This is a genomic window from Aquipuribacter sp. SD81 (assembly GCF_037153975.1).
Lineage (GTDB): Bacteria > Actinomycetota > Actinomycetes > Actinomycetales > JBBAYJ01 > Aquipuribacter.
In genome coordinates, this window is sequence record NZ_JBBAYJ010000001.1 from 121,669 (window position 1) to 142,730 (window position 21,062).

Annotated in this window: 21 protein-coding genes; 15 read left to right on the forward strand and 6 right to left on the reverse strand. The window is 75.2% G+C overall.

Translation table 11 applies throughout. The features are described from left to right. Positions 1-54: 54 nt before the first annotated feature. Positions 55-2,895: a M36 family metallopeptidase gene (locus WAA21_RS00625; protein WP_336920788.1), complete on the forward strand. Its 2,841-nt coding sequence runs from the start codon at positions 55-57 to the stop codon at positions 2,893-2,895. A 59-nt stretch (positions 2,896-2,954) separates the two neighbouring features. On the opposite strand, the gene WAA21_RS00630 is transcribed toward WAA21_RS00625, so the two are convergent. After that, positions 2,955-3,209 (reverse strand): hypothetical protein, encoded by a 255-nt coding sequence (locus WAA21_RS00630; protein ID WP_336920789.1) that lies wholly within the window; start codon positions 3,207-3,209, stop codon positions 2,955-2,957. A 191-nt stretch (positions 3,210-3,400) separates the two neighbouring features. On the opposite strand from WAA21_RS00630, the gene WAA21_RS00635 reads away from it, so the two are divergent. From WAA21_RS00635 to WAA21_RS00660, 6 genes are read left to right on the forward strand one after another with little or no spacing between them, the layout of a single operon-like run. Next, positions 3,401-3,961 carry a peptidase gene (locus WAA21_RS00635; protein ID WP_336920790.1) on the forward strand — a complete coding sequence of 187 codons (561 nt, stop codon included), beginning with the start codon at positions 3,401-3,403 and terminating at the stop codon, positions 3,959-3,961. A 54-nt stretch (positions 3,962-4,015) separates the two neighbouring features. After that, on the forward strand, positions 4,016-4,921 hold the full coding sequence (locus WAA21_RS00640) for an SURF1 family protein (RefSeq protein ID WP_336920791.1): 906 nt from the start codon (positions 4,016-4,018) through the stop codon (positions 4,919-4,921). Beyond that, the gene (locus tag WAA21_RS00645) at positions 4,918-5,274 is read left to right on the forward strand and encodes a DUF3817 domain-containing protein (protein ID WP_336920792.1); all 357 of its coding nucleotides are present in this window, start codon (positions 4,918-4,920) and stop codon (positions 5,272-5,274) included. Before WAA21_RS00640 ends, WAA21_RS00645 begins: the two co-directional genes overlap by 4 nt. Continuing rightward, complete coding sequence (locus tag WAA21_RS00650; RefSeq protein WP_336920793.1) at positions 5,271-6,269, forward strand: NUDIX hydrolase; 999 nt, start codon at positions 5,271-5,273, stop codon at positions 6,267-6,269. Before WAA21_RS00645 ends, WAA21_RS00650 begins: the two co-directional genes overlap by 4 nt. Then, positions 6,266-7,258: a glutathione S-transferase family protein gene (locus WAA21_RS00655; RefSeq protein ID WP_336920794.1), complete on the forward strand. Its 993-nt coding sequence runs from the start codon at positions 6,266-6,268 to the stop codon at positions 7,256-7,258. The genes WAA21_RS00650 and WAA21_RS00655 overlap by 4 nt, the downstream gene beginning before the upstream one ends. 30 nt (positions 7,259-7,288) lie before the next feature. Next, positions 7,289-7,648 carry a hypothetical protein gene (locus WAA21_RS00660; protein ID WP_336920795.1) on the forward strand — a complete coding sequence of 120 codons (360 nt, stop codon included), beginning with the start codon at positions 7,289-7,291 and terminating at the stop codon, positions 7,646-7,648. Positions 7,649-7,673: 25 nt separating this feature from the next. Here the strand turns inward: WAA21_RS00660 and WAA21_RS00665 are convergent, their stop codons facing one another. Further along, entirely contained in the window at positions 7,674-8,399 is a 726-nt protein-coding gene (locus tag WAA21_RS00665) for a PIG-L deacetylase family protein (protein ID WP_336920796.1), read from the reverse strand. A gap of 94 nt (positions 8,400-8,493) precedes the next feature. Between WAA21_RS00665 and pcrA the strand changes: the two genes are divergently transcribed. Continuing rightward, positions 8,494-10,959: a DNA helicase PcrA gene (gene pcrA, locus WAA21_RS00670; protein ID WP_336920797.1), complete on the forward strand. Its 2,466-nt coding sequence runs from the start codon at positions 8,494-8,496 to the stop codon at positions 10,957-10,959. A 23-nt stretch (positions 10,960-10,982) separates the two neighbouring features. Here pcrA and WAA21_RS00675 read toward each other — a convergent pair whose 3' ends face one another. Continuing rightward, entirely contained in the window at positions 10,983-11,783 is an 801-nt protein-coding gene (locus WAA21_RS00675) for an esterase/lipase family protein (protein ID WP_336920798.1), read from the reverse strand. 28 nt (positions 11,784-11,811) lie between these two features. After that, positions 11,812-12,243: a cobalamin B12-binding domain-containing protein gene (locus WAA21_RS00680; RefSeq protein ID WP_336920909.1), complete on the reverse strand. Its 432-nt coding sequence runs from the start codon at positions 12,241-12,243 to the stop codon at positions 11,812-11,814. A gap of 128 nt (positions 12,244-12,371) precedes the next feature. On the opposite strand from WAA21_RS00680, the gene WAA21_RS00685 reads away from it, so the two are divergent. The 5 genes from WAA21_RS00685 (at position 12,372) to WAA21_RS00705 (ending at position 17,010) form a co-directional block, all read left to right on the forward strand. Then, positions 12,372-12,746: a PadR family transcriptional regulator gene (locus tag WAA21_RS00685; RefSeq protein ID WP_336920799.1), complete on the forward strand. Its 375-nt coding sequence runs from the start codon at positions 12,372-12,374 to the stop codon at positions 12,744-12,746. After that, positions 12,743-13,336, forward strand: coding sequence for a hypothetical protein (locus WAA21_RS00690; RefSeq protein ID WP_336920800.1), 594 nt, complete (start codon positions 12,743-12,745; stop codon positions 13,334-13,336). Before WAA21_RS00685 ends, WAA21_RS00690 begins: the two co-directional genes overlap by 4 nt. 132 nt (positions 13,337-13,468) lie before the next feature. Further along, positions 13,469-14,641, forward strand: a complete 1,173-nt coding sequence (gene sucC / locus WAA21_RS00695) for an ADP-forming succinate--CoA ligase subunit beta (RefSeq protein ID WP_336920801.1) — start codon at positions 13,469-13,471, stop codon at positions 14,639-14,641. A 19-nt stretch (positions 14,642-14,660) separates the two neighbouring features. Further along, on the forward strand, positions 14,661-15,560 hold the full coding sequence (sucD, locus tag WAA21_RS00700; RefSeq protein WP_336920802.1) for a succinate--CoA ligase subunit alpha: 900 nt from the start codon (positions 14,661-14,663) through the stop codon (positions 15,558-15,560). Between the two features lie 88 nt (positions 15,561-15,648). Further along, entirely contained in the window at positions 15,649-17,010 is a 1,362-nt protein-coding gene (locus tag WAA21_RS00705; protein ID WP_336920803.1) for a cell division protein PerM, read from the forward strand. Here WAA21_RS00705 and WAA21_RS00710 read toward each other — a convergent pair. Continuing rightward, the gene (locus WAA21_RS00710) at positions 16,985-17,416 is read right to left on the reverse strand and encodes a hypothetical protein (RefSeq protein ID WP_336920804.1); all 432 of its coding nucleotides are present in this window, start codon (positions 17,414-17,416) and stop codon (positions 16,985-16,987) included. The genes WAA21_RS00705 and WAA21_RS00710 overlap by 26 nt on opposite strands. A gap of 50 nt (positions 17,417-17,466) precedes the next feature. Between WAA21_RS00710 and purN the strand changes: the two genes are divergently transcribed. Together purN and purH are read left to right on the forward strand one after the other, a co-directional pair. After that, positions 17,467-18,117 carry a phosphoribosylglycinamide formyltransferase gene (gene purN, locus WAA21_RS00715; RefSeq protein WP_336920805.1) on the forward strand — a complete coding sequence of 217 codons (651 nt, stop codon included), beginning with the start codon at positions 17,467-17,469 and terminating at the stop codon, positions 18,115-18,117. Positions 18,118-18,128: 11 nt separating this feature from the next. Beyond that, complete coding sequence (purH, locus tag WAA21_RS00720) at positions 18,129-19,778, forward strand: bifunctional phosphoribosylaminoimidazolecarboxamide formyltransferase/IMP cyclohydrolase (RefSeq protein WP_336920806.1); 1,650 nt, start codon at positions 18,129-18,131, stop codon at positions 19,776-19,778. Positions 19,779-20,015: 237 nt separating this feature from the next. Here purH and WAA21_RS00725 read toward each other — a convergent pair whose 3' ends face one another. Then, the gene (locus WAA21_RS00725) at positions 20,016-21,014 is read right to left on the reverse strand and encodes a malate dehydrogenase (RefSeq protein ID WP_336920807.1); all 999 of its coding nucleotides are present in this window, start codon (positions 21,012-21,014) and stop codon (positions 20,016-20,018) included. Positions 21,015-21,062 lie beyond the last annotated feature (48 nt).

Below are 21,062 nucleotides of genomic sequence, written 5' to 3' on the forward strand. Positions count from 1 at the left end.
AAGGGTCGACCCCGCCATGCCCACCACCCACCCCTGCGCCCGCGGAGACCTCTCGTGAGGTCGAGGCGCACCGCCGCGCTCACCGCCCCCGTCGTGCTCGGGGCCCTGCTCGTGGCCCCGTTGCCCGGTCTGGCCGCCGAGACCGCCGACGGCCCGACCGGCACCGCCCTGACCGGCCCGTCGGAGGCCGACGCGGTCGACATCGCGGTCGAGTACCTGCGCTCCGCGGCCGGCCGGCACGGCGTCACCGACGCCGACGTGTCCGACGTCGAGGTGCGCTCCGCCTACCGCAGCCGCCACAACGGCGTCACCCACGTCAACGTCTACCAGCGCCACGAGGGCCTGGAGGTGTTCGGCGGCACCGCCACGGTCAACGTCGCCGCCGACGGCAGCGTCCTGCACGTCGGCAGCACGCTCGTGCGGGACCTGTCCGGCGCCGAGCGCGCCGAGGCCACCGGTGCGGTGGCCGCGGTCGAGGCGGCGGCCGAGGAGCTCGACCTCGCCGAGCCGGAGGACCTGCGCCCGGCGGTGGCGGCGCGCACCGCCGAGCCGGGCGAGGTGGTCCTCACCGACGGCGGGATCTCCGAGGAGCCGATCCCGACGCGGCTGGGCTGGCAGCCGACCGAGGCCGGGCTGGTCGCCGCCTACCAGGTGGTCATCGACGACGTCGACAGCCCCGACCTGTGGAACGCCGTCGTCGACGCGGAGACCGGCGAGCTGCTGCAGGCCGACAACTGGACGGTCGAGCACACCCACGACCAGCTCGCGAGCACGCTCGCCCGCGGCGCGGCCACCGGCACCCAGCTGGAGACCGGCCTCACCGACGAGCACGCCGACGAGCACACCGACGAGCACGGGGGCGAGGTCCTCAGCGGGTCGCACGCCCCCGCCGAGCGCGTCGAGGACGGCTCGTCGTACCGCGTGTACGAGATCCCGAAGGAGAGCCCGAACGACGGTCCGCGCACGCTCGTGGAGAACCCCGCCGACGCGGCGTCCTCGCCGTTCGGCTGGCACGACACCGACGGCGTCGCCGGGCCGGAGTTCACGACCACGCGCGGCAACAACGTCCACGCCTACCTCGACCGGGACAACAACGGGGTGCCCGACGCGGGCGCCGACGTCGACGGCGGCGCGGGGCTCGACTTCGACTTCGAGCTCGACCTGTCGCTGGACCCGGGGGGTTACCAGCCGGCGGCGGTGACGAACCTCTTCTACCTCAACAACGTCATCCACGACGTCATGCACGGGTACGGCTTCGACGAGGTCTCCGGCAACTTCCAGGCGACCAACTACACCGGCGCCGGCCGGGGCGGCGACGCCGTGCGCGCCGAGGCGCAGGACGGCGGGGGCACGAACAACGCCAACTTCTCCACGCCCGCCGCGGACGGCTCGTCCCCCCGCATGCAGATGTACCTGTGGAACCCCGGTGGCGGGGTCCTGCCCTACCAGGTCGTCGTCGATGCGCCGTCGTCCGCCGCGGGCACGTACGGCGCGAGCGGTGCCGGCTACGGTCCCGAGCCCACCGTCGAGGGCCTGAGCGGCGCCTTCGCCCTGGCCGAGGACGGCAGCGGCACCAACGAGGGCTGCTCACCCCTCGTCGGCTTCCCGGCCGGCGCCATCGCCGTCGTCGACCGCGGTACGTGCTCGTTCGTCGTCAAGACGGCCAACGCCGACGCCGCCGGGGCGAGCGCCGTCGTCGTCGTCAACAACACGCCCGGCAACCCGATCTCGCTCGGCGGCAGCCTCGACACCGACATCCCGTCCGTCATGGTGCGGCAGGAGGACGGCCAGGTCCTCAAGGCCGGCCTGCCCGCGACCGGTGCGGTGAGGGCGGACGAGGACATCCCCCCGATGCGCGACGGCGACCTGGAGAACGGGATCGTCATCCACGAGTACGGCCACGGCATCTCCAACCGCCTCACCGGCGGGCTCGACGTCAACTGCCTGTCGGGCAACGAGCAGATGGGCGAGGGCTGGAGCGACTTCTACGCGATCGTCATGCTCATGGACCCCTCGGTCGACGACCCCGAGGGCGCCCGCGGCATGGGCCCGTACGCGCTGTACCAGGACGACCGCTCCGGCGGGGGCATCCGTCCGGCGCCGTACTCGCGCGACATGACGATCCAGCCGGCGACCTACGACCGGATCAGGACCGGCGGCTGGGTCGGCGGCACGTCGCTCGCGGTGCCGCACGGCATCGGTCACACGTGGGCCGCGGTGCTGTGGGACATGACGTGGGACCTCGTGGACCGTCACGGGTTCAACGACAACGTCTACGACACGTGGGACGCCGGCGGCAACAACCGGTCCCTGCAGTACGTGACCGACGGGCTCAAGATGCAGGGCTGCGCGCCCGGGTTCGTCGCCGGCCGCGACGGGATCATCGCGGCGTCGGAGGCGCTCGGCGGCGAGGACACGTGCCTCATCTGGAACGCCTTCGCCCGCCGTGGGCTCGGGTACAGCGCCGAGCAGGGCACGACCAACCGCGACGACAACACCGAGGCCTTCGACGTGCCGCCGACCTGCGCGGCGCCCGGGGCCGGGGTCCTCAGCCCGCGGGCCGGGGCCGACGGGTTCGTCACGCGCGACGCGGGCGCGGCCGTCCCGGTCGAGTTCTCCCTCGGCGGGGCGCGCGGCCTCGACGTGCTGAAGCCGTCGCACTCGCCGGCCTCTCGCGAGGTGTCGTGCGACACCGGCGAGGTCGTGCAGTACGCCGTCACCACCCCAGCGGACGGACCCGGCGAGACGGTGCTGCGGTACAACCGCGCCCGCGACCGGTACACGTACCTGTGGGAGACCGAGGAGGCGTGGGCGGGCACCTGCCGCGAGCTCGTGATCGTGCTGGAGGACGGCACGCAGCACACCCTGCAGGTGCGCCTCACCGAGGCGGGCTGAACCGGTCGCACGACGAGGGGCGCCCGGGCAGAGCCCGGGCGCCCCTCGCGTGGGTGCGCTCAGCCGCGGCCGGGCGCGCGGTCCGACGGGCTGCCGGTCGTCTCGAGGCAGTTCGACGCCCCGGACGTGCCGGCGTGCGGGCCGGGGTTGCCGCCCTCGGCGTGGTCGACGGTGCGGGCGTGCACCCCGAACCACGAGAAGCCGGGCGAGGTGCCGTCCGCGTCGATGCAGTGCGCGGCGGAGGCGGGCCCGGCCAGGGCGATGCCGCCGGCGGCGACGAGGGCGGTGGCGAAGGTGAGGACTGCTGTCTTCATCGATCTCTCCATCGGGGTCGGTGAGCGTGTCGCACGCGCGGTCCGGTCGACCAGGCGCACCCTGGGTACGTCACCGTGCGGCACGCGGATGGCGGCTGGCACTCAAGGGATCTTGTGTGCCAGCCGATGTCCACCGCACCCTGACGCTCCACCCGGGCCGTCAGGGCCCGGCCACGCAGGAGGTGGTTGCGGTGCGGACCCGCGGAGGAGACCAGGCGGACGACGGCGCGCGCCCGCGCAGCGTGGGGATCGCGCCACTGCACCGGGCGGAGGACGGCCTCGCGGGCTTCCTCGTCTCCGGGCGCTGGCCCGACAGCACCCGCGAGTGGGTGCACCTGCTCACCCTGGCCGTCCGCGTCGCCACCACGCCCGGGCTGCTGCCCACCACCAGCCTCTTCAGCGCCGACGAGACCCGGCCGGACGACGACCGCGTCCCCGACGCGGTCGGCCTCGTCCGTCTCGTGGGGCGCGCGCTCGACCCCGGCGTCGCGCAGCGCCGGCCCGCGGGACCGCCCGTCGCGCTCCTGCTGCTGCACCCGCCGGCGGAGACCCCCACCACCACGCCGGACGTCGACGTCGTCGCGAGCGGCTGCGTGCTCCTGCCCGGCGCGCCGCACCTCGGCCTGGACCACCGGGCCGCGTGGGTCGAGGCCGAGCCGGACGGCACCGTCACCAGGCTCGTGAGCCGCCGCGGCATCGACCCCGCCGCCGACGTGGACACGGCCGTGCTCGCCATGCTCATGGCGGCCTGAGCCCCCGGCCGACCGGACGACGGGGCCCGGCCGCGCGCTCCGTACCCTGGAGGGGTGCTCCGGACCCTGCTCACGTGGCGCTGGGTCGCGCTGACCGCGGTGCTCGTCGCCGCCGTCGCCGGCATGGTGTGGCTCGGGCAGTGGCAGTGGGGCCGCAGCGCCCCAGAGAGCACGCGCCCGGTCGCCGACCCCACCACGCTGGGCCCCGCCGACGTCGCCGCCCTGCCGCGCGTGCAGGACCTGGTCGGCGTCGGTGCGCTGCCGCTGCAGCGCGACCCGGGCCGTCTCGTCGTCGCCGAGGGACGGTGGGTGCCCGAACGCACGCTGCTGCTCGCCGACCGCGACGGCGAGGGCGGGCGGGCCGGTGAGCCCGGTCGCTGGGTCGTGACCGCCGTGCGGCTGGACGGGACCGTGGACGGCCACGCCGGGGTGCTCGTGCCGGTCGTGCGCGGCTGGGTGCCCGCCGACCCGGGATCTCCCGCCGCGCCGGTCCCCGCCCCACCCACCGGTCCCGTCAGGGTCGTCGGCTGGCTGCAGGCGCCGGAGCCGCTCGACCTGCCCGTCGACATCGTGCAGCCGGAGGGCGTCGTCCCGCTGCTCGCGACCGCGGACCTCGTCAACCGCTGGCCCGAGGAGCTGGTCGGCGGCTTCGTCGTCCAGGCGGCCGGGGCGCCGGGCGCGGAGGGCCCGCCGACGGGTCCCGCCGCCGACCAGCCCGTGCCGCTGGCCGGCCCGCCGGACGCGGCCCGGGTGTCGCGGGACTGGCGCAACCTCGCGTACTCCCTGCAGTGGTTCGTCTTCGCCGGCTTCGCCGTCGTCCTGTGGGCGCGCATGCTCCGCGACGACGTCGCCCGGCAGGAGGCCGCCGCCGAGGCGGCCGCGCTCGAGCGGCGCCGCGCCGCCGGGACCCAGCCCGAGGCGGGCCGTGCGCCCGTCCCCACCGAGAGGAGCGCCCCGTGAGCGCCGCACTGACGAGGTTCCGCGTGGTCGCGTGGGTGGTGGGGTCGTTCCTGCTGCTGCTGACGGTCGGCATCCTGCTGCGCTACACCGACCTGTTCGGCTTCCGCACCGACGTGCTGTCGCGGACCGTCAGCCCGATCCACGGCTTCGGCTACATGGTGTACCTGGCGACCGGCATCGACCTCGCGAGCCGCCGGCGCTGGCGCCCCCTCACGACGCTCGGGGTGCTGCTGGCCGGGACGGTCCCGTTCCTGTCGTTCTGGGCCGAGCGGCGTGTCACGGCCGACGTGCGCGCGGAGCTCACCCGGCGCGACGCCGCCGCGGCGGGCACCTCGACCGGCACCGCGGCGTGAGCGGGCTGCGGCCGGTCCAGCGGCTCGCCTCCTATGCGGTCGTGCACCCGGGGCCGGACCCGGACCACGTGCTGCTCGTGCGGGCGCCGCGGACCTCCGACCTCGCCGGACGGTGGTTCCTGCCCGGCGGGGGCGTCGACCACGGGGAGCACCCGGCCGACGCGGTCGTCCGCGAGGTGCACGAGGAGACCGGGCTGCGGGTGCGACCGACCGGCGTGCGCGCGGTGCTCGACGACGTGGTCGACCTGCCTCACCGCGGCCTGCAGGTGCACACCGTCCGGGTCGTGCACGACGTGGAGGTCCTCGGCGGGACGCTCCGGCCGGAGGCCGGGTCGGCGCCGGAGGACCTGCTGAGCGTCACCCCGGCCGAGGCGGACGCGCTGCCCCTCACCCCCTACGTCGGTCTCGCCCTCGGCCTCGCCGGGCGGGAGCTCGGCGACCTCCACGTGCGGGAGGACCTCCTGCAGCCGCTGTCCGGGGCGCCGGCGGCCGAGCCCCGGCACCCGGGCGCGCCGGGGGAGCAGCCGGCGCTGCGTCGGCTGCGGGTCGGCGTCTACGGCGTGGCGCTGCGGGGCCGAGGCGTCGACCAGGAGCTGCTCCTCACCTCCATCGCCGACCGCGCGGCCGGTGCCGGGCTGTGGACGCTGCCCGGCGGCGGTCTCGACCACGGCGAGGCGGTGCCGGAGGCGCTCGTGCGCGAGGTGCACGAGGAGACCGGGCTGCCGGTGTCGTCGCCCCGGCTGCTCGGGGTGTCCAGCACCCACTTCACGGGCCGCGCCCCCAGCGGCGTGCTCGAGGACTTCCACGGCGTGCGCGTCGTGTACGCCGTCGACGTCCCGGCCGACGTCGAGCCCGAGGTCGTCGAGGTCGACGGCTCGACCGAGGCCGTGCGCTGGGTCGGCGTCCACGACCTCGCGGCACTGCCGCGCACGCGGCTCGTGGACGACGCCCTCGACCTGCTCGGCCACCCGGCCGCTCGTACGCTCGGTCGGTGAGCACGACGGCCCCCGCGCAGTTCGCGTCCGAGACCTCCTCCCGCGGGGAGTGGGTGCGCCAGGGCAACCGCTTCACCGACCGCGTCACCCGTGACAGCACGTCCGCGCCCGGCGAGGGCCCCGACGACCAGGGGCGCTGGCCCGTCGAGGCGGGCCGGTACCGGCTCGTCGTGTCGCTCGCGTGCCCGTGGGCCCACCGCTCCGTCATCGTGCGCCGGCTGCTCGGGCTGGAGGACGTGATCTCGCTCGCCGTCGTCGACCCGGTGCGCGACGAGAAGGGCTGGCGGTTCACGCTCGACCCCGACGGTCGTGACCCCGTGCTCGGCACCCGCTACCTGTCGGAGACGTACCTCGCGAGCGACCCCGACTACGCCGGCCGCGTGACGGTGCCGTGCCTCGTCGACACCGTCACGGGCCGCGTGGTGACCAACGACTACCCGCAGCTCACCCTCGACCTGTCGACGGAGTGGGTCGAGCACCACCGGCCCGGTCCGGACGGGACGGTCCCCGACCTGTGGCCGGCCGACGAGCGGGCCGACATGCAGCCGCTCATCGACGACGTCTACGCGGACGTCAACAACGGCGTGTACCGGTGCGGCTTCGCCACCACGCAGGAGGCGTACGAGGAGGCCTTCGACCGGCTGTTCGCCCGGCTGGACGCGCTCGAGGAGCGGCTCGCCGACCGCCGCTTCCTCATGGGCGAGGAGCCCCGGGAGGTCGACGTACGGCTCTTCACCACCCTCGTCCGCTTCGACGCCGTCTACCACGGCCACTTCAAGTGCAACCGGCAGAAGCTCACCGAGCTGCCGAACCTGTGGCGCTACGCCCGCGAGCTGTGGGCCCGGCCCGGCTGGGGCGACACCGTCGACCTCGACCACATCCAGCGTCACTACTACGTCACGCACGAGCAGCTGAACCCCACCCGGATCGTGCCGAAGGGTCCGGACCGCTCGGTGTGGACGCTCCCGGCGGGGTCGTCCTCCCGCTGAGGCGCGGGGCCGTTCTCTAGGCTGGCGGGCATGGCCATCCTGTACGGCGTCCTCGTGGTCCTCCACCTCGTCGGCATGGCCGGGGTGGTCGGCGGCTGGCTCGCCACGGTCCGCCACCCGCGGATCGCGCCGATCATGTGGCACGGCGCCCTGACGGCGCTCGTCACGGGGATCCTGCTCGTCGGCCTCAGCTACCCCGCGTTCGACGGGGAGAACATCGACAACGCGAAGATCAGCGTCAAGCTCGTCGTCGCGCTCGTCGTCGCCGTGCTCGCCGTCGTCAACCGCCGGCGCGAGACGGTGCCGGCGGGGGTGTTCCACCTCGTCGGCGGGCTCGCCCTGCTCAACGTCGTGGTCGCGGTGCTGTGGAGCGACCGCTTCCTCGGCTGAGACCCCGCCGGGCCCGTCGACGGTCCTACGCGAGCTCGGTGACGAGGTACAGCTCGGCGAGCCGGCCCTGCGGCAGCCCCGCGACGCCGGCGTTGCGGGTCAGCCACTCCCGGACCATCGTCTGCAGCCCCTCACCCATGTGCGTGGTCTGGCTGCGGTGCTCCTGCAGCGCCGCGATCTTGCGGTCGAAGGTGTCGGTGACGTCGACGGCGTGGTCGGCGCCGGGGTGCGCCATGATGAAGACCTCGTTCACCACCCACGGCTCCAGGCCCTCGTCGGCGAGCAGCTCCGGCCACGCGAACGGGTTGCGGGCCGTCGGGTAGATCGCGCGGATCGCCGCCTCGCCGGTCGCCAGGTGGTCGGAGTGCGAGGCCGGCAGGCGCTCGTAGTTGCGCTCCGGCGACTGCACGATCATCCGCTGGGGCCTCACCTGGCGGATCACCCGGGCGATGTCCCGCTCGAGCTCGCGGGTCGGCTCGACCCAGCCGTCGGCGTACCCGTCGAGGAAGCGCACGTCGGACACGCCGACGACCTTCGCCGCCGCGCGCTGCTCGCGCTCGCGCAGCGGGGCCATCTCCTCCCGCGGGGTGTCGTCGAAGCCGCCCTGGTCGCCACGCGTCACGAGCAGGTACGTCACCTCGACGCCCGCGTCGACCCAGGTGGCGACGGTCCCCGCGCAGCCGAAGTCGATGTCGTCGGGGTGCGCGCCCACGACGAGGGCGCGCTCGATCTCGGAGTCCGGTCTCGGCACCGGACGAGGGTAAGCCGCATGCGACCGTCCGGCTCGGGCACCGCCTGTGGACGGCGCCGGACCGTCCGCAGCGCGACGTAGGCTGAGCACCTCCATGAGCACGCTCTTCGACCCCGTCGCCGACCTGCCGCAGGTCCCCGTCCTCGGCACGGTCCGGCAGCGCCACCCGAGCGGCGCCGCCCCGCGGCCCGACGTCGACGACCTGCTCGCGCAGCTCAACCCCGCCCAGCGCGAGGCCGTCACGCACACCGGCTCGCCGCTGCTCGTGGTCGCCGGCGCCGGCTCCGGCAAGACCCGCGTGCTCACGTACCGCATCGCCCACCTGCTCGCGGCGCGCGGGGTGCGGCCCGGCGAGGTGCTCGCCATCACGTTCACCAACAAGGCGGCCGCGGAGATGCGCGAGCGCGTCGAGGCGCTCGTCGGTCCGCGCGCGGAGCGGATGTGGGTCTCGACCTTCCACTCCGCCTCGGTGCGGATCCTCCGCTTCGAGGCGAAGCGCCTCGGTCTGCGGTCGAGCTTCTCGATCTACGACGCCGCCGACACCCAGCGCCTGGTCGGCATCACCGTCCGCGACCTCGACCTCGACCCCAAGCGGTACCCGGCCCGCGCGCTCGCGGCGCGGATGAGCAACCTCAAGAACGAGCTCGTCGACCCCGACGCGTACGCGGCGAAGGTCGCCGACGGCACCGCGGACGAGCTCGTGCTGCTCGACGTCTACCGCGGGTACACGCGGCGGCTGCAGCAGGCGAACGCGCTCGACTTCGACGACCTCATCATGCGGACCGTCGAGCTGTTCCAGACGTTCCCCGAGGTCGCCGAGCACTACCGGCGCCGGTTCCGCCACGTGCTCGTCGACGAGTACCAGGACACGAACCACGCGCAGTACACGCTGGTCCGCGAGCTGGTCGGCGGCTACGACAAGGAGCTGCCCGGGACCGACCGCGAGGCCGAGCACCACCCGACGCCGCCGACCGGGTCCGCCCCGCCCGTCGGCCCGAGCGAGCTGACGGTCGTCGGCGACGCCGACCAGTCGATCTACGCGTTCCGCGGCGCGACGATCCGCAACATCGAGGAGTTCGAGGCGGACTACCCGGACGCCCACGTCGTCCTGCTCGAGCAGAACTACCGCTCGACGCAGACCGTCCTCGACGCGGCCAACGCCGTCATCGCCCGCAACCCCAACCGCAAGGACAAGCGGTTGTTCACCGACGCGGGCGCGGGGGAGAAGATCGTCGGCTACGTCGCGGACTCCGAGCACGACGAGGCGGCCTTCGTCGTGGAGGAGATCGACCGGCTCCGCGACGAGCACGGCCTGTCCTACGGGGACGTCGCCGTGTTCTACCGGACCAACAACCAGTCCCGCGCGGTGGAGGAGGTGCTCGTCCGCACCGGCGTGCCGTACGTCGTCGTGGGCGGCACGCGGTTCTACGAGCGCCGCGAGGTCAAGGACGCGCTCGCGTACCTGCGGGCACTGAGCAACCCGGACGACTCCGTCAACCTGCGACGCGTGCTCAACGTGCCCAAGCGCGGCATCGGCGACCGGGCCGAGGCGCTCGTCGCGGGCTTCGCCGAGTCGCAGGGGCTGTCCTTCGGTGCGGCTCTCGACCGTCTCGACGACGTGCCGGGCCTGGCCGCGCGCTCGTACAACGCCGTCGCGGGCTTCGTCGCGCTCATGGCCGAGCTGCGCGCGCTCGTCGCCGAGGGCGCGGCCGTCGCCACCGTGCTGCAGGCGGCGCTGGACCGGACCGGCTACCTCACCGAGCTGAGGACCAGCCGCGACCCGCAGGACGAGGGCCGGCTCGACAACCTGTCGGAGCTCGTCGGCGTCGCGGAGGAGTACGACGCCGGCAACCCCGACGGCACGCTCGCGGAGTTCCTCGAGCGCACCTCGCTCGTCGCCGACAGCGACGACATCCCCGACGCGCCCGAGGCGGCCGACGAGCGCGACCGCGGCAGCGTCACCCTCATGACGCTGCACACGGCGAAGGGCCTGGAGTTCCCGGTCGTCTTCCTCACCGGCATGGAGGACGGCACGTTCCCCCACATGCGCAGCCTCGACGATCCGCTCGGGATCGCCGAGGAGCGGCGCCTCGCCTACGTCGGCATCACGCGCGCGCGGCAGCGGCTGTACCTCTCCCGCGCCGGCGTCCGCAGCGCGTGGGGCCAGCCGCAGTACCTGCCGGCCAGCCGCTTCCTCGAGGAGGTGCCGAAGGCGCTCGTCGAGTGGCGGCGCACCCAGTCCGCGGTCGACACGGCGGGCACCGGGTGGGGCGGGCGCGGCTCCGGCTTCGGCTCCGGCGGGTCCGACGACGGCTTCGGCCGCGGTCGCGCGATGACGCCCGCGATGGCGCGGGTCGCGATGCGGCCCGGGGTGCGGACGGCCGGCACGCGCGAGGTCGTCCACCTCGAGCCGGGCGACCGGGTCAGCCACGACTCCTTCGGCCTCGGCTCCGTCGTCCGCGTGGACGGGGCGGGCGACAAGGCCGTCGCGACGATCGACTTCCGCGACCTCGGCGAGAAGAAGCTGCTGCTGCGCTACGCGCCGGTCGAGAAGCTCTAGCCGCGACTCGCGGCACGTGCGCGTCAGGCGCCGTCGGCGACGGCGTCCGCGAGCAGGCCCACCGAGGCGGGGTGGATCGCGAGGCTCATGTGCCCGATGTCCGGCAGCACGGTGTGCTCGGCCGGCAGGTCGGGGTGGGCGAGCAGCGACGACGTCCTCGGCAGGATGACGTGGTCGATGCCCGACGCGAGGCAGACGAACCGGGTCCGGACCCCGGGTGCCGGCTCGTCGAGCTCGGCGTAGAGGTCGCTGCGCGGCCGCAGCTGTCGGCCGAGCCGCGTCGGCAGCAGGTGCGCCGTCCGCGTGCCGTGGTGCGGGGTGCCGGCGGTCGCGAGCGTGCGCACGTGCTCGTGCCCGCCGAGACGCTGCACGTAGTAGCGGGCGATGAGCCCACCGAGGGAGTGCGCGACCACGTCGACGCCCCGGGAGCCCGCGAGCGCCTCGACGTGGCGGCCGAGGTCCGCCGCGACCGCTCGCACGTCGTCGCGCTCGGGGGAGTAGTCCACCGCCACCACGTGGTCGTGCCCGCGGCGGGCGAGCTCGGCGCGCACCGCCGGGAACAGCGACGGGTTGTCGCCGATGCCGTGGACGAGGACGACCGGCCGGTCCGGCTCGGTGTCGCCCGCGCCCTGCCGCGGGACGACGAGGGGGTGCTCGCCGTCCGGCGCCGGGTCGGCGAGGCTCAGCGCGGAGCCGCTGCTGCCGAGCAGGCGCAGCGGCACCTGCACGGGCCACGTGAGGGCGTGGGCGCCGTTCCACACGACCTCCAGCGCGGCACCGAGGCCGCGGTGGGTCCGCCGGGGCAGGTGGCCGCCCGCCCACACGCCGGGGCGCGGGGCGTCGTCCGGGCGCTCAGACGTTCTCCCTCACCCACTCCACGATCGTCGCCATCGGCGTCCCGGGCGTGAACACCATCGCGACGCCCTTCTCCTGCAGCAGCGGGATGTCCTCGTCGGGGATGATCCCGCCCCCGAACACGACGACGTCGTCGGCGCCCTGCTCGCGCAGCAGCTCGACGACGCGCGGGAACAGCGTCATGTGCGCCCCGGACAGGATCGAGAGGCCGACCGCGTCCGCGTCCTCCTGCACGACGGCCGCGACGACCTGCTCGGGCGTCTGGTGCAGGCCCGTGTAGACGACCTCGACGCCCGCGTCCCGCAGCGCGCGGGCGACGACCTTGGCCCCGCGGTCGTGCCCGTCGAGCCCCGGTTTGGCGATGACCACGCGCGGGGGCGCCTCGCGCTCGCCGTCCTCGGTCCCGCTGCCCCGTGCCGTCGTCGCCACGTCGTCCACGTCCTGAGACTAACCGTCCTCGGCTGCCCCGGGAACGGCGCGGACGACGGCGCCGCAGGCCATCGACCGGCATCACCTAGTACTTGTCATAGCCAAGTACTAGGCATAACCTCCTCGACATGGAGCCGCCGGAGCCGCAGATGCTGAAGGGCGCGCTGACCCTCCTGCTGCTCTCGCTGCTGGCCGAGGAGGAGGACTACGGCTACGCGGTCGTCCAGCGCCTCCGGGCCGCCGGCCTGGACGGTGCAGGAGAGGGCTCCGTCTACCCGGCGCTCGCCCGTCTCGAGAGTCGGCAGCTCCTCGAGGCCCGTCTGGTGCCGCAGGGTCGCGGGCCGGCTCGGCGCTACTACCGCGTCTCCCCGGCCGGGCTCGCCGAGCTCGACCGGCTCCGGCGCTCGTGGCGGGCGGTGACGGCCGTCGTCGCGACGGTCGACGCGCCCGCCCTGGCGCCGCGCCCCCACGCCACCACCGCCCCGACCGGGAGGACCGCATGAGCAGACCGGATCGCACCGCACCACCCCTGCGGGGTGGCGCCGCAGCCGGCAGGCCGGCCCACGACCGGACGGGCGGAGCCGCCTGGGGACCGCGCGAGCGCCTGCTCGTGGGCGTGGCCGTCCTCCGCCTCGAGTGGTGGCTGGAGTGGTACGGCGTCCGCTCCGCGACGAGCCGGGCCATGCGCCACGAGCTGCGGGCCAACCTCCGTGCCGCCCACGACGCCGGGACGGACGTCCGGGAGGCGCTGCGGGACACCGGCAGCCTGCAGGACCTCGCCCGCGCGGCGGTCGAGGAGGGCCGCCGCTTCCACTGGGAGCGGGGCCTCGTCGTCGGCACGGTGGTCGCGGCGGCGGCCCTCGTCGGCCACCTCGTGCTCGCCGTCACCTTCGCCGGCGGTCTCCTCGCGGCCGGCGGCGGGAGCGGGACGCTGCTCAGCTCGCGGGTCGAGACCACGAGCACGGGCGACGCCCTCAGCGTCGGCCTCGTCGTGCCGTGGTATCCGCTGGCGCTCGGCGTCCTCGCCTTCCTGCTCGCCTCCCGGCCGTGGCGGCTGCTCCGCCGCCGACCCGGACCGTCCGTCGACGTGTGACGACCGTCTCCCGCAGCAGCGGGGCGCGGGAGCGGGGCGACCGGAGCCCGGCGATAGGGTGCTCCCGGCCGCAGCGGCCCCGCCGCGCCGGCCACCCCCGCAGGCTTGCCGACCCGAGGACGTGACGCTGACGTGGACCTGTACGAGTACCAGGCACGCGACCTGTTCGAGCAGCACGGTGTGCCCGTGCTCGCCGGCGCGGTCGCCACGACGCCGGAGGAGGCCCGCGCCGCCGCCGAGCGCATGGGTGGGGTCACGGTCGTCAAGGCGCAGGTCAAGACGGGCGGGCGCGGCAAGGCCGGCGGCGTCAAGGTCGCCCGCAGCGCCGACGAGGCCGAGGAGCACGCGCGCGCGATCCTCGGCATGGACATCAAGGGCCACACCGTCCACCGGGTGATGGTCGCCGCGGGTGCGGACATCGCCGAGGAGTACTACGTCTCCTTCCTCCTCGACCGCTCCAACCGCACCTTCCTCGCCATGGCGAGCAAGGAGGGCGGCGTCGAGATCGAGACCCTCGCCGTCGAGCGGCCCGAGGCGCTCGCGCGCGTCCCCGTCGACGCGATCGCGGGCGTCGACGCGGACAAGGCGGCCGAGATCGCGGCGGCCGCCGGGTTCACCGGCGAGCGCGCCGAGCAGGTCGCCGACGTCCTGCAGCAGCTGTGGACGGTCTTCGTCGAGGAGGACGCGACGCTCGTCGAGGTCAACCCGCTCGTCGCCACCGGCGACGGCCGCGTCGTCGCCCTCGACGGCAAGGTGACGCTCGACGAGAACGCCGGCTTCCGCCACCCGGCCCACGCCGACCTCGTCGACTCCTCCGCCGTCGACCCGCTCGAGCAGGCGGCCAAGGAGAAGGACCTCAACTACGTCAAGCTCGACGGCTCCGTCGGCATCATCGGCAACGGCGCGGGCCTCGTCATGAGCACCCTCGACGTCGTCGCGCAGGCCGGCGAGCGCCACGGCGGCGCCAAGCCCGCGAACTTCCTCGACATCGGCGGCGGCGCGTCCGCGGAGGTCATGGCCAACGGCCTGGAGATCATCATCTCCGACCCGCAGGTGAGGAGCGTCTTCGTCAACGTCTTCGGCGGCATCACCGCCTGCGACGCGGTCGCCAACGGCATCGTGAGCGCCTTCGAGCTGCTCGGCTCGCGCGGCGAGGACGTCTCCGTGCCGCTCGTGGTCCGCCTCGACGGCAACAACGCCGAGGAGGGCCGGCGCATCCTCACCGAGGCCGGTCTCGCCGGCGTCGAGCAGGTGGACACGATGGACGGCGCGGCCGACCGCGCCGCCCAGCTGGCAGCGAGCTGAGAGGGCACCCGAGCACACCATGGCGATCTTCCTGACCGACCAGAGCAAGGTCATCGTCCAGGGCATGACCGGCAGCGAGGGGCGCAAGCACACCCAGCGCATGCTCACCTCCGGCACCGCCGTCGTCGGGGGCGTGACGCCCGGCAAGGGCGGGCAGTCCGTCGACTTCACCGGCCCCGACGGCGGGGCGGTGCAGGTGCCCGTCTTCGACTCCGTCGCCGACGCGATGGCCGCCACCGGCGCCGACACCACCGTCATCTTCGTCCCGGCGAAGTTCACGAAGGGCGCGGCGCTCGAGGCGATCGAGGCGGGCATCCCCCTCGCCGTCGTCATCACCGAGGGCGTGCCCGTCAAGGACACCGCGGAGTTCTTCACCCGCGCCCAGCAGACCGGCACCACCCGGATCATCGGGCCGAACTGCCCCGGCCTCATCAGCCCCGGGCAGTCCAACGCCGGCATCATCCCCGCCGACATCACGACCGCGGGGAGCATCGGCCTCGTGTCGAAGTCCGGCACCCTGACCTACCAGATGATGTACGAGCTGCGGGACCTCGGCTTCACCACGTGCGTCGGCATCGGCGGCGACCCCGTCATCGGCACCACGCACATCGACTGCCTCGAGGCGTTCGAGAACGACCCCGCCACCAAGGCGATCGTCATGATCGGCGAGATCGGCGGCGACGCCGAGGAGCGGGCCGCGGCCTACATCAAGGACCACGTCACGAAGCCCGTCGTCGGCTACGTCGCGGGGTTCACCGCGCCCGAGGGCAAGACGATGGGCCACGCCGGCGCGATCGTGTCCGGCTCCGCCGGCACCGCGGCCGCCAAGGCCGAGGCGCTGGAGGCCGTCGGCGTCCGCGTCGGGCGCACCCCGAGCGAGACCGCGCGGCTCATGCGGGAGGTCGTCGAGGCCCTCTGACGGCCTGCGCACCACGGGCCCCGGCCCGGTCGGTCGCCGACGCGTGTCGGTCGACCACCGGACCGGGGCCTCGCAGCACCATGGGCCGGTGAGCAGCACCCGTTCGCCCGCCCGGCCCGTCGGACGACCGGCCGGACGCCCCGGCGTGCGACCCGGCACGTCGCGAACCGCCGGCGCCCGTCCCGCGTCCCCCGCTGCGGCCGCAGGCGGCGGCGGCTCGGGCGCGACCCGTGTGCCGCAGCCGGGGCTGTTCGCCGACGTCCGGGCCGCGCTCTCGCAGTCACTCGGTGCCGTCGCGCTCGGCGTCGTCGTGTGCGTCGCGCTCGTCGCGCTGGGGTGGGCGGGGGAGCCGCAGGCAGGCACCGGCTGGGTCGACACCCTCCGGGTCGGTGCGCTCGCGTGGCTGCTCGCCCACGCGGGCCGGCTCGAGGTCCACGGCGAGGTCGCGGCGTCGACGTCGCCCGCGGACCCCCTCGTCCCGGTCGTCGGCGTCGTGTCGCTGCCGGTCCTCGGTCTCGTCCTGCTCGCGGGTCTGCTGGCGGCGCAGGTCGGACGACGGCTGGCCGAGCGCACGTGGCCCCTGCCCTCGCTGCTGCTCGTCGGGCTCGTCGCCGCTGTGCACGGCGGTGCGGCGTGGCTGCTGGCCACGACCGCCGGGCTCGCCGACGCCGACCCGGTGCCCGCCGCGTGCGCGCTCGGCGCGGCCGCCGTCAGCGGGGCCGGTGCCCTCGTCGGGGCGGCCGACGTCCACGGCCCGGCTGTCGTCGACTCGCTGCCCCGCGTCGTCCGCTCCCAGCTGCAGCGGGTCCTGCCGGGCGCGGCCGTCGCCCTCACGGTGTGGCTCACGGCGGGCGCGCTGCTCGTCACCACCGGGCTCGTCCTCGACGTCAGCCAGGCGGTGGACGTCACCGGCCGGCTCGCCCCGGGCCCGCTCGGCGGCGCCGTCCTCGTCGTGCTGCAGGTGCTCCTGCTGCCGCTGCTCGTGGTGTGGGGCGCCGCGCTGCTCGCGGGTCCCGGGGTGGTGCTGGGGGAGGGCCGGATCGACCTGCAGGGCTCGACGGTCACCGACGCGCCCGCGCTGCCGCTGCTGGCCGCGCTGCCCGACGCCGGTGCGGCGCCGCTGTGGGCGTGGGGCGGCCCGCTCGTGCTCGTCCTCGCCGGTGGCCTCGCCGCGTGGCACGCCCATCGGCACACGAGCAGCACCGGCGCGACCGTGGCGGACCGGGTCGCCGACGCCGTGGCGGTGGCCGCCCTGGCCGGCACCGGCGCGCTTCTGCTCGCGCTCGTGGCGCGGGGCTCGTTCGGGCCGTGGGGACCGCTCGGCGCCGACCCGCTCGCCGTCTCGGCCTGCGTGACCGGCGGGGTGCTGCTGGGTGGGCTCGCGGTCGGCGCCGCCCTGCACCTGCTGTCGGGGCGGCCGCTGCTCAGGCGCCGAGCCGGGCGACCGTGAGCTCGCGCAGCCGTTCCTGCAGCCGGTCGTCGCACGCCTGCTGTGCGGTCCTCGTGAGCGCTCCGGCCACGCACTCCCGGTGCTCGCCGACCACCGGGTAGAACGCGAGCATCAGCGCCTGCACGGCGAGCAGCCCGACCGCCAGCGCGACGCCGAGCGCCACCATCGCGGTGCCGAACGGCCCCGCGCCCTCGTCGCCCGCGAGGCGTGCGCGCTTCAGCGCGCGCAGCGCGCGGACGCCCTGCACGAGGGCCAGCGCCGCGAACACCAGCCCCGCCAGCGCCCACGGCAGCTCCAGGCGGCGCGTCAGCTCCGCGCCGAGCAGCAGCAGGCCCATCTCCAGCGGCAGCCGCACGTGCGGCTTGGAGAAGGTGCCCGCCACCGTCCGGCCGCTCGTCGTCGCCACCGGTCGATCGTCGCAGACGGGCGCGACCCGGGCGCCACTAGCCTGACGAGGTGCCCGCGCCCCGCCTCGCCGTGCTCGCCTCGGGGACCGGCAGCCTCTTCTCCGCCCTCGTCGCCGCGGCCGGAGCTGGCCGCCTGCCCGCCGACGTCGTCGCCCTCGTCACCGACCGCGACTGCGCCGCCCTCGACCTCGCCGCCCGCTCCGGCGTCGCCGCCGCGGTCGTGCGGCCGCGCGACTTCGCGGACCGCACCGCGTGGGACGGGGCGCTCGCGGACCACCTGGCGGACCTCGACGTGGAGTGGGTGGTGAGCGCGGGCTTCATGCGGATCCTCGGTCCGGCGGTGCTCGCCGGGTTCCCCGACCGGGTCGTCAACACCCACCCGGCGCTGCTGCCGTCCTTCCCCGGCGCGCACGCCGTGCGCGACGCCCTCGCCCACGGCGTCCGGGTGTCGGGATGCACCGTCCACCTCGTGGACGAGGGGACGGACACGGGTCCGGTGCTCGCCCAGGCGGCCGTGCCGGTGCTCGACGACGACGACGAGGCGACGCTGCACGAGCGCATCAAGGTCGTCGAGCGCGACCTGCTCGTCGACGTCCTCGCCGGCCTCGTGACGGGCGGGGTGGTCGTCGAGGGGCGGCGCACCCGGTGGCGTCCCGCGCCGGGGCGGACCTCGGCGCCGGCGGCGACGCCCGCTCGCTAGCCTCGCCCCCTGTGAGCGAGACGACCGCGCCCGACGCGTCCACCCCCGACCAGGCCGGCGCCTCGTCCCGGCGCCCCGTGCGGCGCGCGCTCGTGAGCGTCTACGACAAGACCGGTCTGGAGGACCTCGCCCGTGGGCTCGCGGACGCCGGCGTCGAGATCGTGTCGACCGGGTCGACCGCCGGGCGTATCGCGGCCGCCGGGGTGCCCGTCACCCCCGTCGAGGAGCTCACCGGCTTCCCCGAGTGCCTCGACGGCCGCGTCAAGACGCTGCACCCGCGCGTGCACGCCGGGCTGCTCGCCGACCTGCGGCTGGACTCCCACCGCGCCCAGCTCGCCGAGCTCGGCGTCGAGCCGTTCGAGCTGGTCGTCGTCAACCTCTACCCGTTCACCGAGACCGTCGCCTCGGGGGCCGCGCCCGACGAGTGCGTCGAGCAGATCGACATCGGCGGCCCGTCGATGGTGCGCGCCGCGGCGAAGAACCACCCGAGCGTCGCGGTCGTGACCGACCCCGCGCGCTACGGCGACACGCTCGCCGCCGTCGCCGCGGGCGGCTTCACGCTCGCCCAGCGCGCGCGGCTCGCGGCCGAGGCCTTCGTCCACACCGCCTCCTACGACGTCGCGGTCGCGTCGTGGATGGGCAACGTGCTCGCCCCCGACCCGGACGGCGACGGGTTCCCGACCTGGCTCGGCGCGACGTGGGAGCGCGCCGACGTGCTCCGCTACGGCGAGAACCCGCACCAGCGGGCGGCGCTGTACGTGTCGGGGCGCGACGGTGCGCCGGCCGGGCTCGCGACCGCCGAGCAGCTGCACGGCAAGGCGATGTCGTTCAACAACTACGTCGACGCGGACGCCGCGTGGCGCGCCGCCCACGACCACACCGAGCCGGCCGTCGCGATCATCAAGCACGCGAACCCGTGCGGCATCGCGGTCGGCGACGACGTCGCCGACGCGCACGCCAAGGCGCACGCGTGCGACCCGGTGTCGGCGTTCGGCGGCGTCGTCGCGGCGAACCGGCCGGTGACGCGCGCGATGGCGGAGCAGCTCGCCGACGTCTTCACCGAGGTCGTGCTCGCGCCCGGCTTCGACGACGACGCGCTCGAGGTGCTGACGCGCAAGAAGAACGTGCGGCTGCTCGTGGCGGCCCCGCCCGCCCGGGGCGCGATCGAGCTGCGGCCGGTGAGCGGCGGGGTGCTGCTGCAGCAGCGCGACGACGTCGACGCCGCGCTGCCCGCGGGCGACGACGGCCGGCCGACGGGCGGCGACGACCCCGCCGCGTGGACCCTCGCCGCCGGCGAGGCCGCCGACGAGGCGACGCTGGCGGACCTCGCCTTCGCGTGGCGCGCCGTACGGGCCGTGAGGTCCAACGCGATCCTGCTCGCCCACGACGGCGCGTCCGTCGGCGTCGGCATGGGACAGGTCAACCGCGTCGACTCCTGCCGCCTCGCCGTCGCGCGGGCGGGGGAGGAGCGGGCCCGCGGTGCGGTCGCCGCCTCCGACGCCTTCTTCCCCTTCGCCGACGGCCTGCAGGTGCTGCTGGACGCGGGTGTGCGCGCCGTCGTGCAGCCCGGCGGGTCGGTGCGCGACGAGGAGGTCGTCGCCGCCGCGCGCGAGGCCGGCGTCACGCTCTACCTGACGGGCGTGCGGCACTTCGCCCACTGATCCGGCGCTCGCTCACTGACCCGGCGCTCGGTCGACCGGTCGTGCACGACCTCCTGCAGGGACGCCGGTCACAGGTCTGCTCACGCACGACCGTCTCGTGCACGACCCGGTCGTAGGCGAGACGGTCGTGCACGAGACGGTCGTGCGCGACCGACCTCGGCGGACAGCCGCCTCCCGGGCGGTCGTGCACGACCTACCGGGCGGTCACCCGAGGGTGACCGCCGCGGCAGGAGCCGGTCAGCCGAGCAGGCCCATGCCCGCCACGGCGTCGCGCTCCTCGTTGAGCTCGGCGACCGAGGCGTCGATGCGCCCGCGGGAGAACTCGTCGAGCTCGAGGCCCTGCACGATCGACCACTCGCCGCCCGCGCACGTGACGGGGAAGGACGAGATGAGGCCCTCGGGCACGCCGTAGGAGCCGTCGGACGGCACGGCCATCGACACCCAGTCGTCGGCCGGCGTGCCGTGCACCCAGTCGCGGACGTGGTCGACCGCGGCCGAGGCGGCCGAGGCCGCGGAGGAGGACCCGCGCGCCTCGATGATGGCCGCGCCGCGCTTCTGCACCGTCGGGATGAAGTCGGACTCCAACCACTGCTGGTCGTCGACGACCTCCGCCGCGACCCGGCCGCCGACCTCGGCGCGAAACAGGTCGGGGTACTGGGTGGCGGAGTGGTTGCCCCAGATCGTCATGTGGCGGATGTCGGTGACGGGCGCGCCGACCTTGGCCGACAGCTGAGCGAGGGCGCGGTTGTGGTCCAGGCGCGTCATGGCGGTGAAGCGCTCCCGCGGCACGTCGGGCGCGTTGTTCATCGCGATGAGGGCGTTGGTGTTCGCAGGGTTGCCGACCACGAGCACCTTGACGTCGTCGGCGGCGTGGTCGTTGATGGCCCTGCCCTGGCCGGTGAAGATCGCGCCGTTGGCCTCGAGCAGGTCGCCGCGCTCCATGCCCTTGGTGCGCGGCCGCGAGCCGACGAGCAGGGCGACGTTCGCGCCCGCGAAGGCCTCGTTCGGGTCGTCGGAGATGTCGATGCCCGCCAGCAGGGGGAACGCGCAGTCGTCGAGCTCCATGGCGACGCCCTGCGCGGCGCCGAGCGCCGGCGTGATCTCCAGCAGCCGCAGGCGGACGGGGGTGTCGGGGCCGAGCATCGCGCCGCTGGCGATGCGGAACAGCAGGCTGTAGCCGATCTGGCCGGCGGCCCCGGTGACGGCGACGGTGACGGGGGACTGGGCGGGGCTCACGGGCACTCCTGTTCGACGGTGGACCGGACGGGCACGTCGCCCGACGAT

Excerpts from the sequence above, each read along its gene's own strand:
- WAA21_RS00685 (WP_336920799.1), top strand. The coding sequence starts at position 12,372 with ATGGAGCCGCCGGAGCCGCAGATGCTGAAGGGCGCGCTGACCCTCCTG.
- WAA21_RS00630 (WP_336920789.1), bottom strand. The coding sequence starts at position 3,209 with ATGAAGACAGCAGTCCTCACCTTCGCCACCGCCCTCGTCGCCGCCGGC.
- sucD (WP_336920802.1), top strand. The coding sequence starts at position 14,661 with ATGGCGATCTTCCTGACCGACCAGAGCAAGGTCATCGTCCAGGGCATG.
- WAA21_RS00660 (WP_336920795.1), top strand. The coding sequence starts at position 7,289 with ATGGCCATCCTGTACGGCGTCCTCGTGGTCCTCCACCTCGTCGGCATG.
- pcrA (WP_336920797.1), top strand. The coding sequence starts at position 8,494 with ATGAGCACGCTCTTCGACCCCGTCGCCGACCTGCCGCAGGTCCCCGTC.
- WAA21_RS00690 (WP_336920800.1), top strand. The coding sequence starts at position 12,743 with ATGAGCAGACCGGATCGCACCGCACCACCCCTGCGGGGTGGCGCCGCA.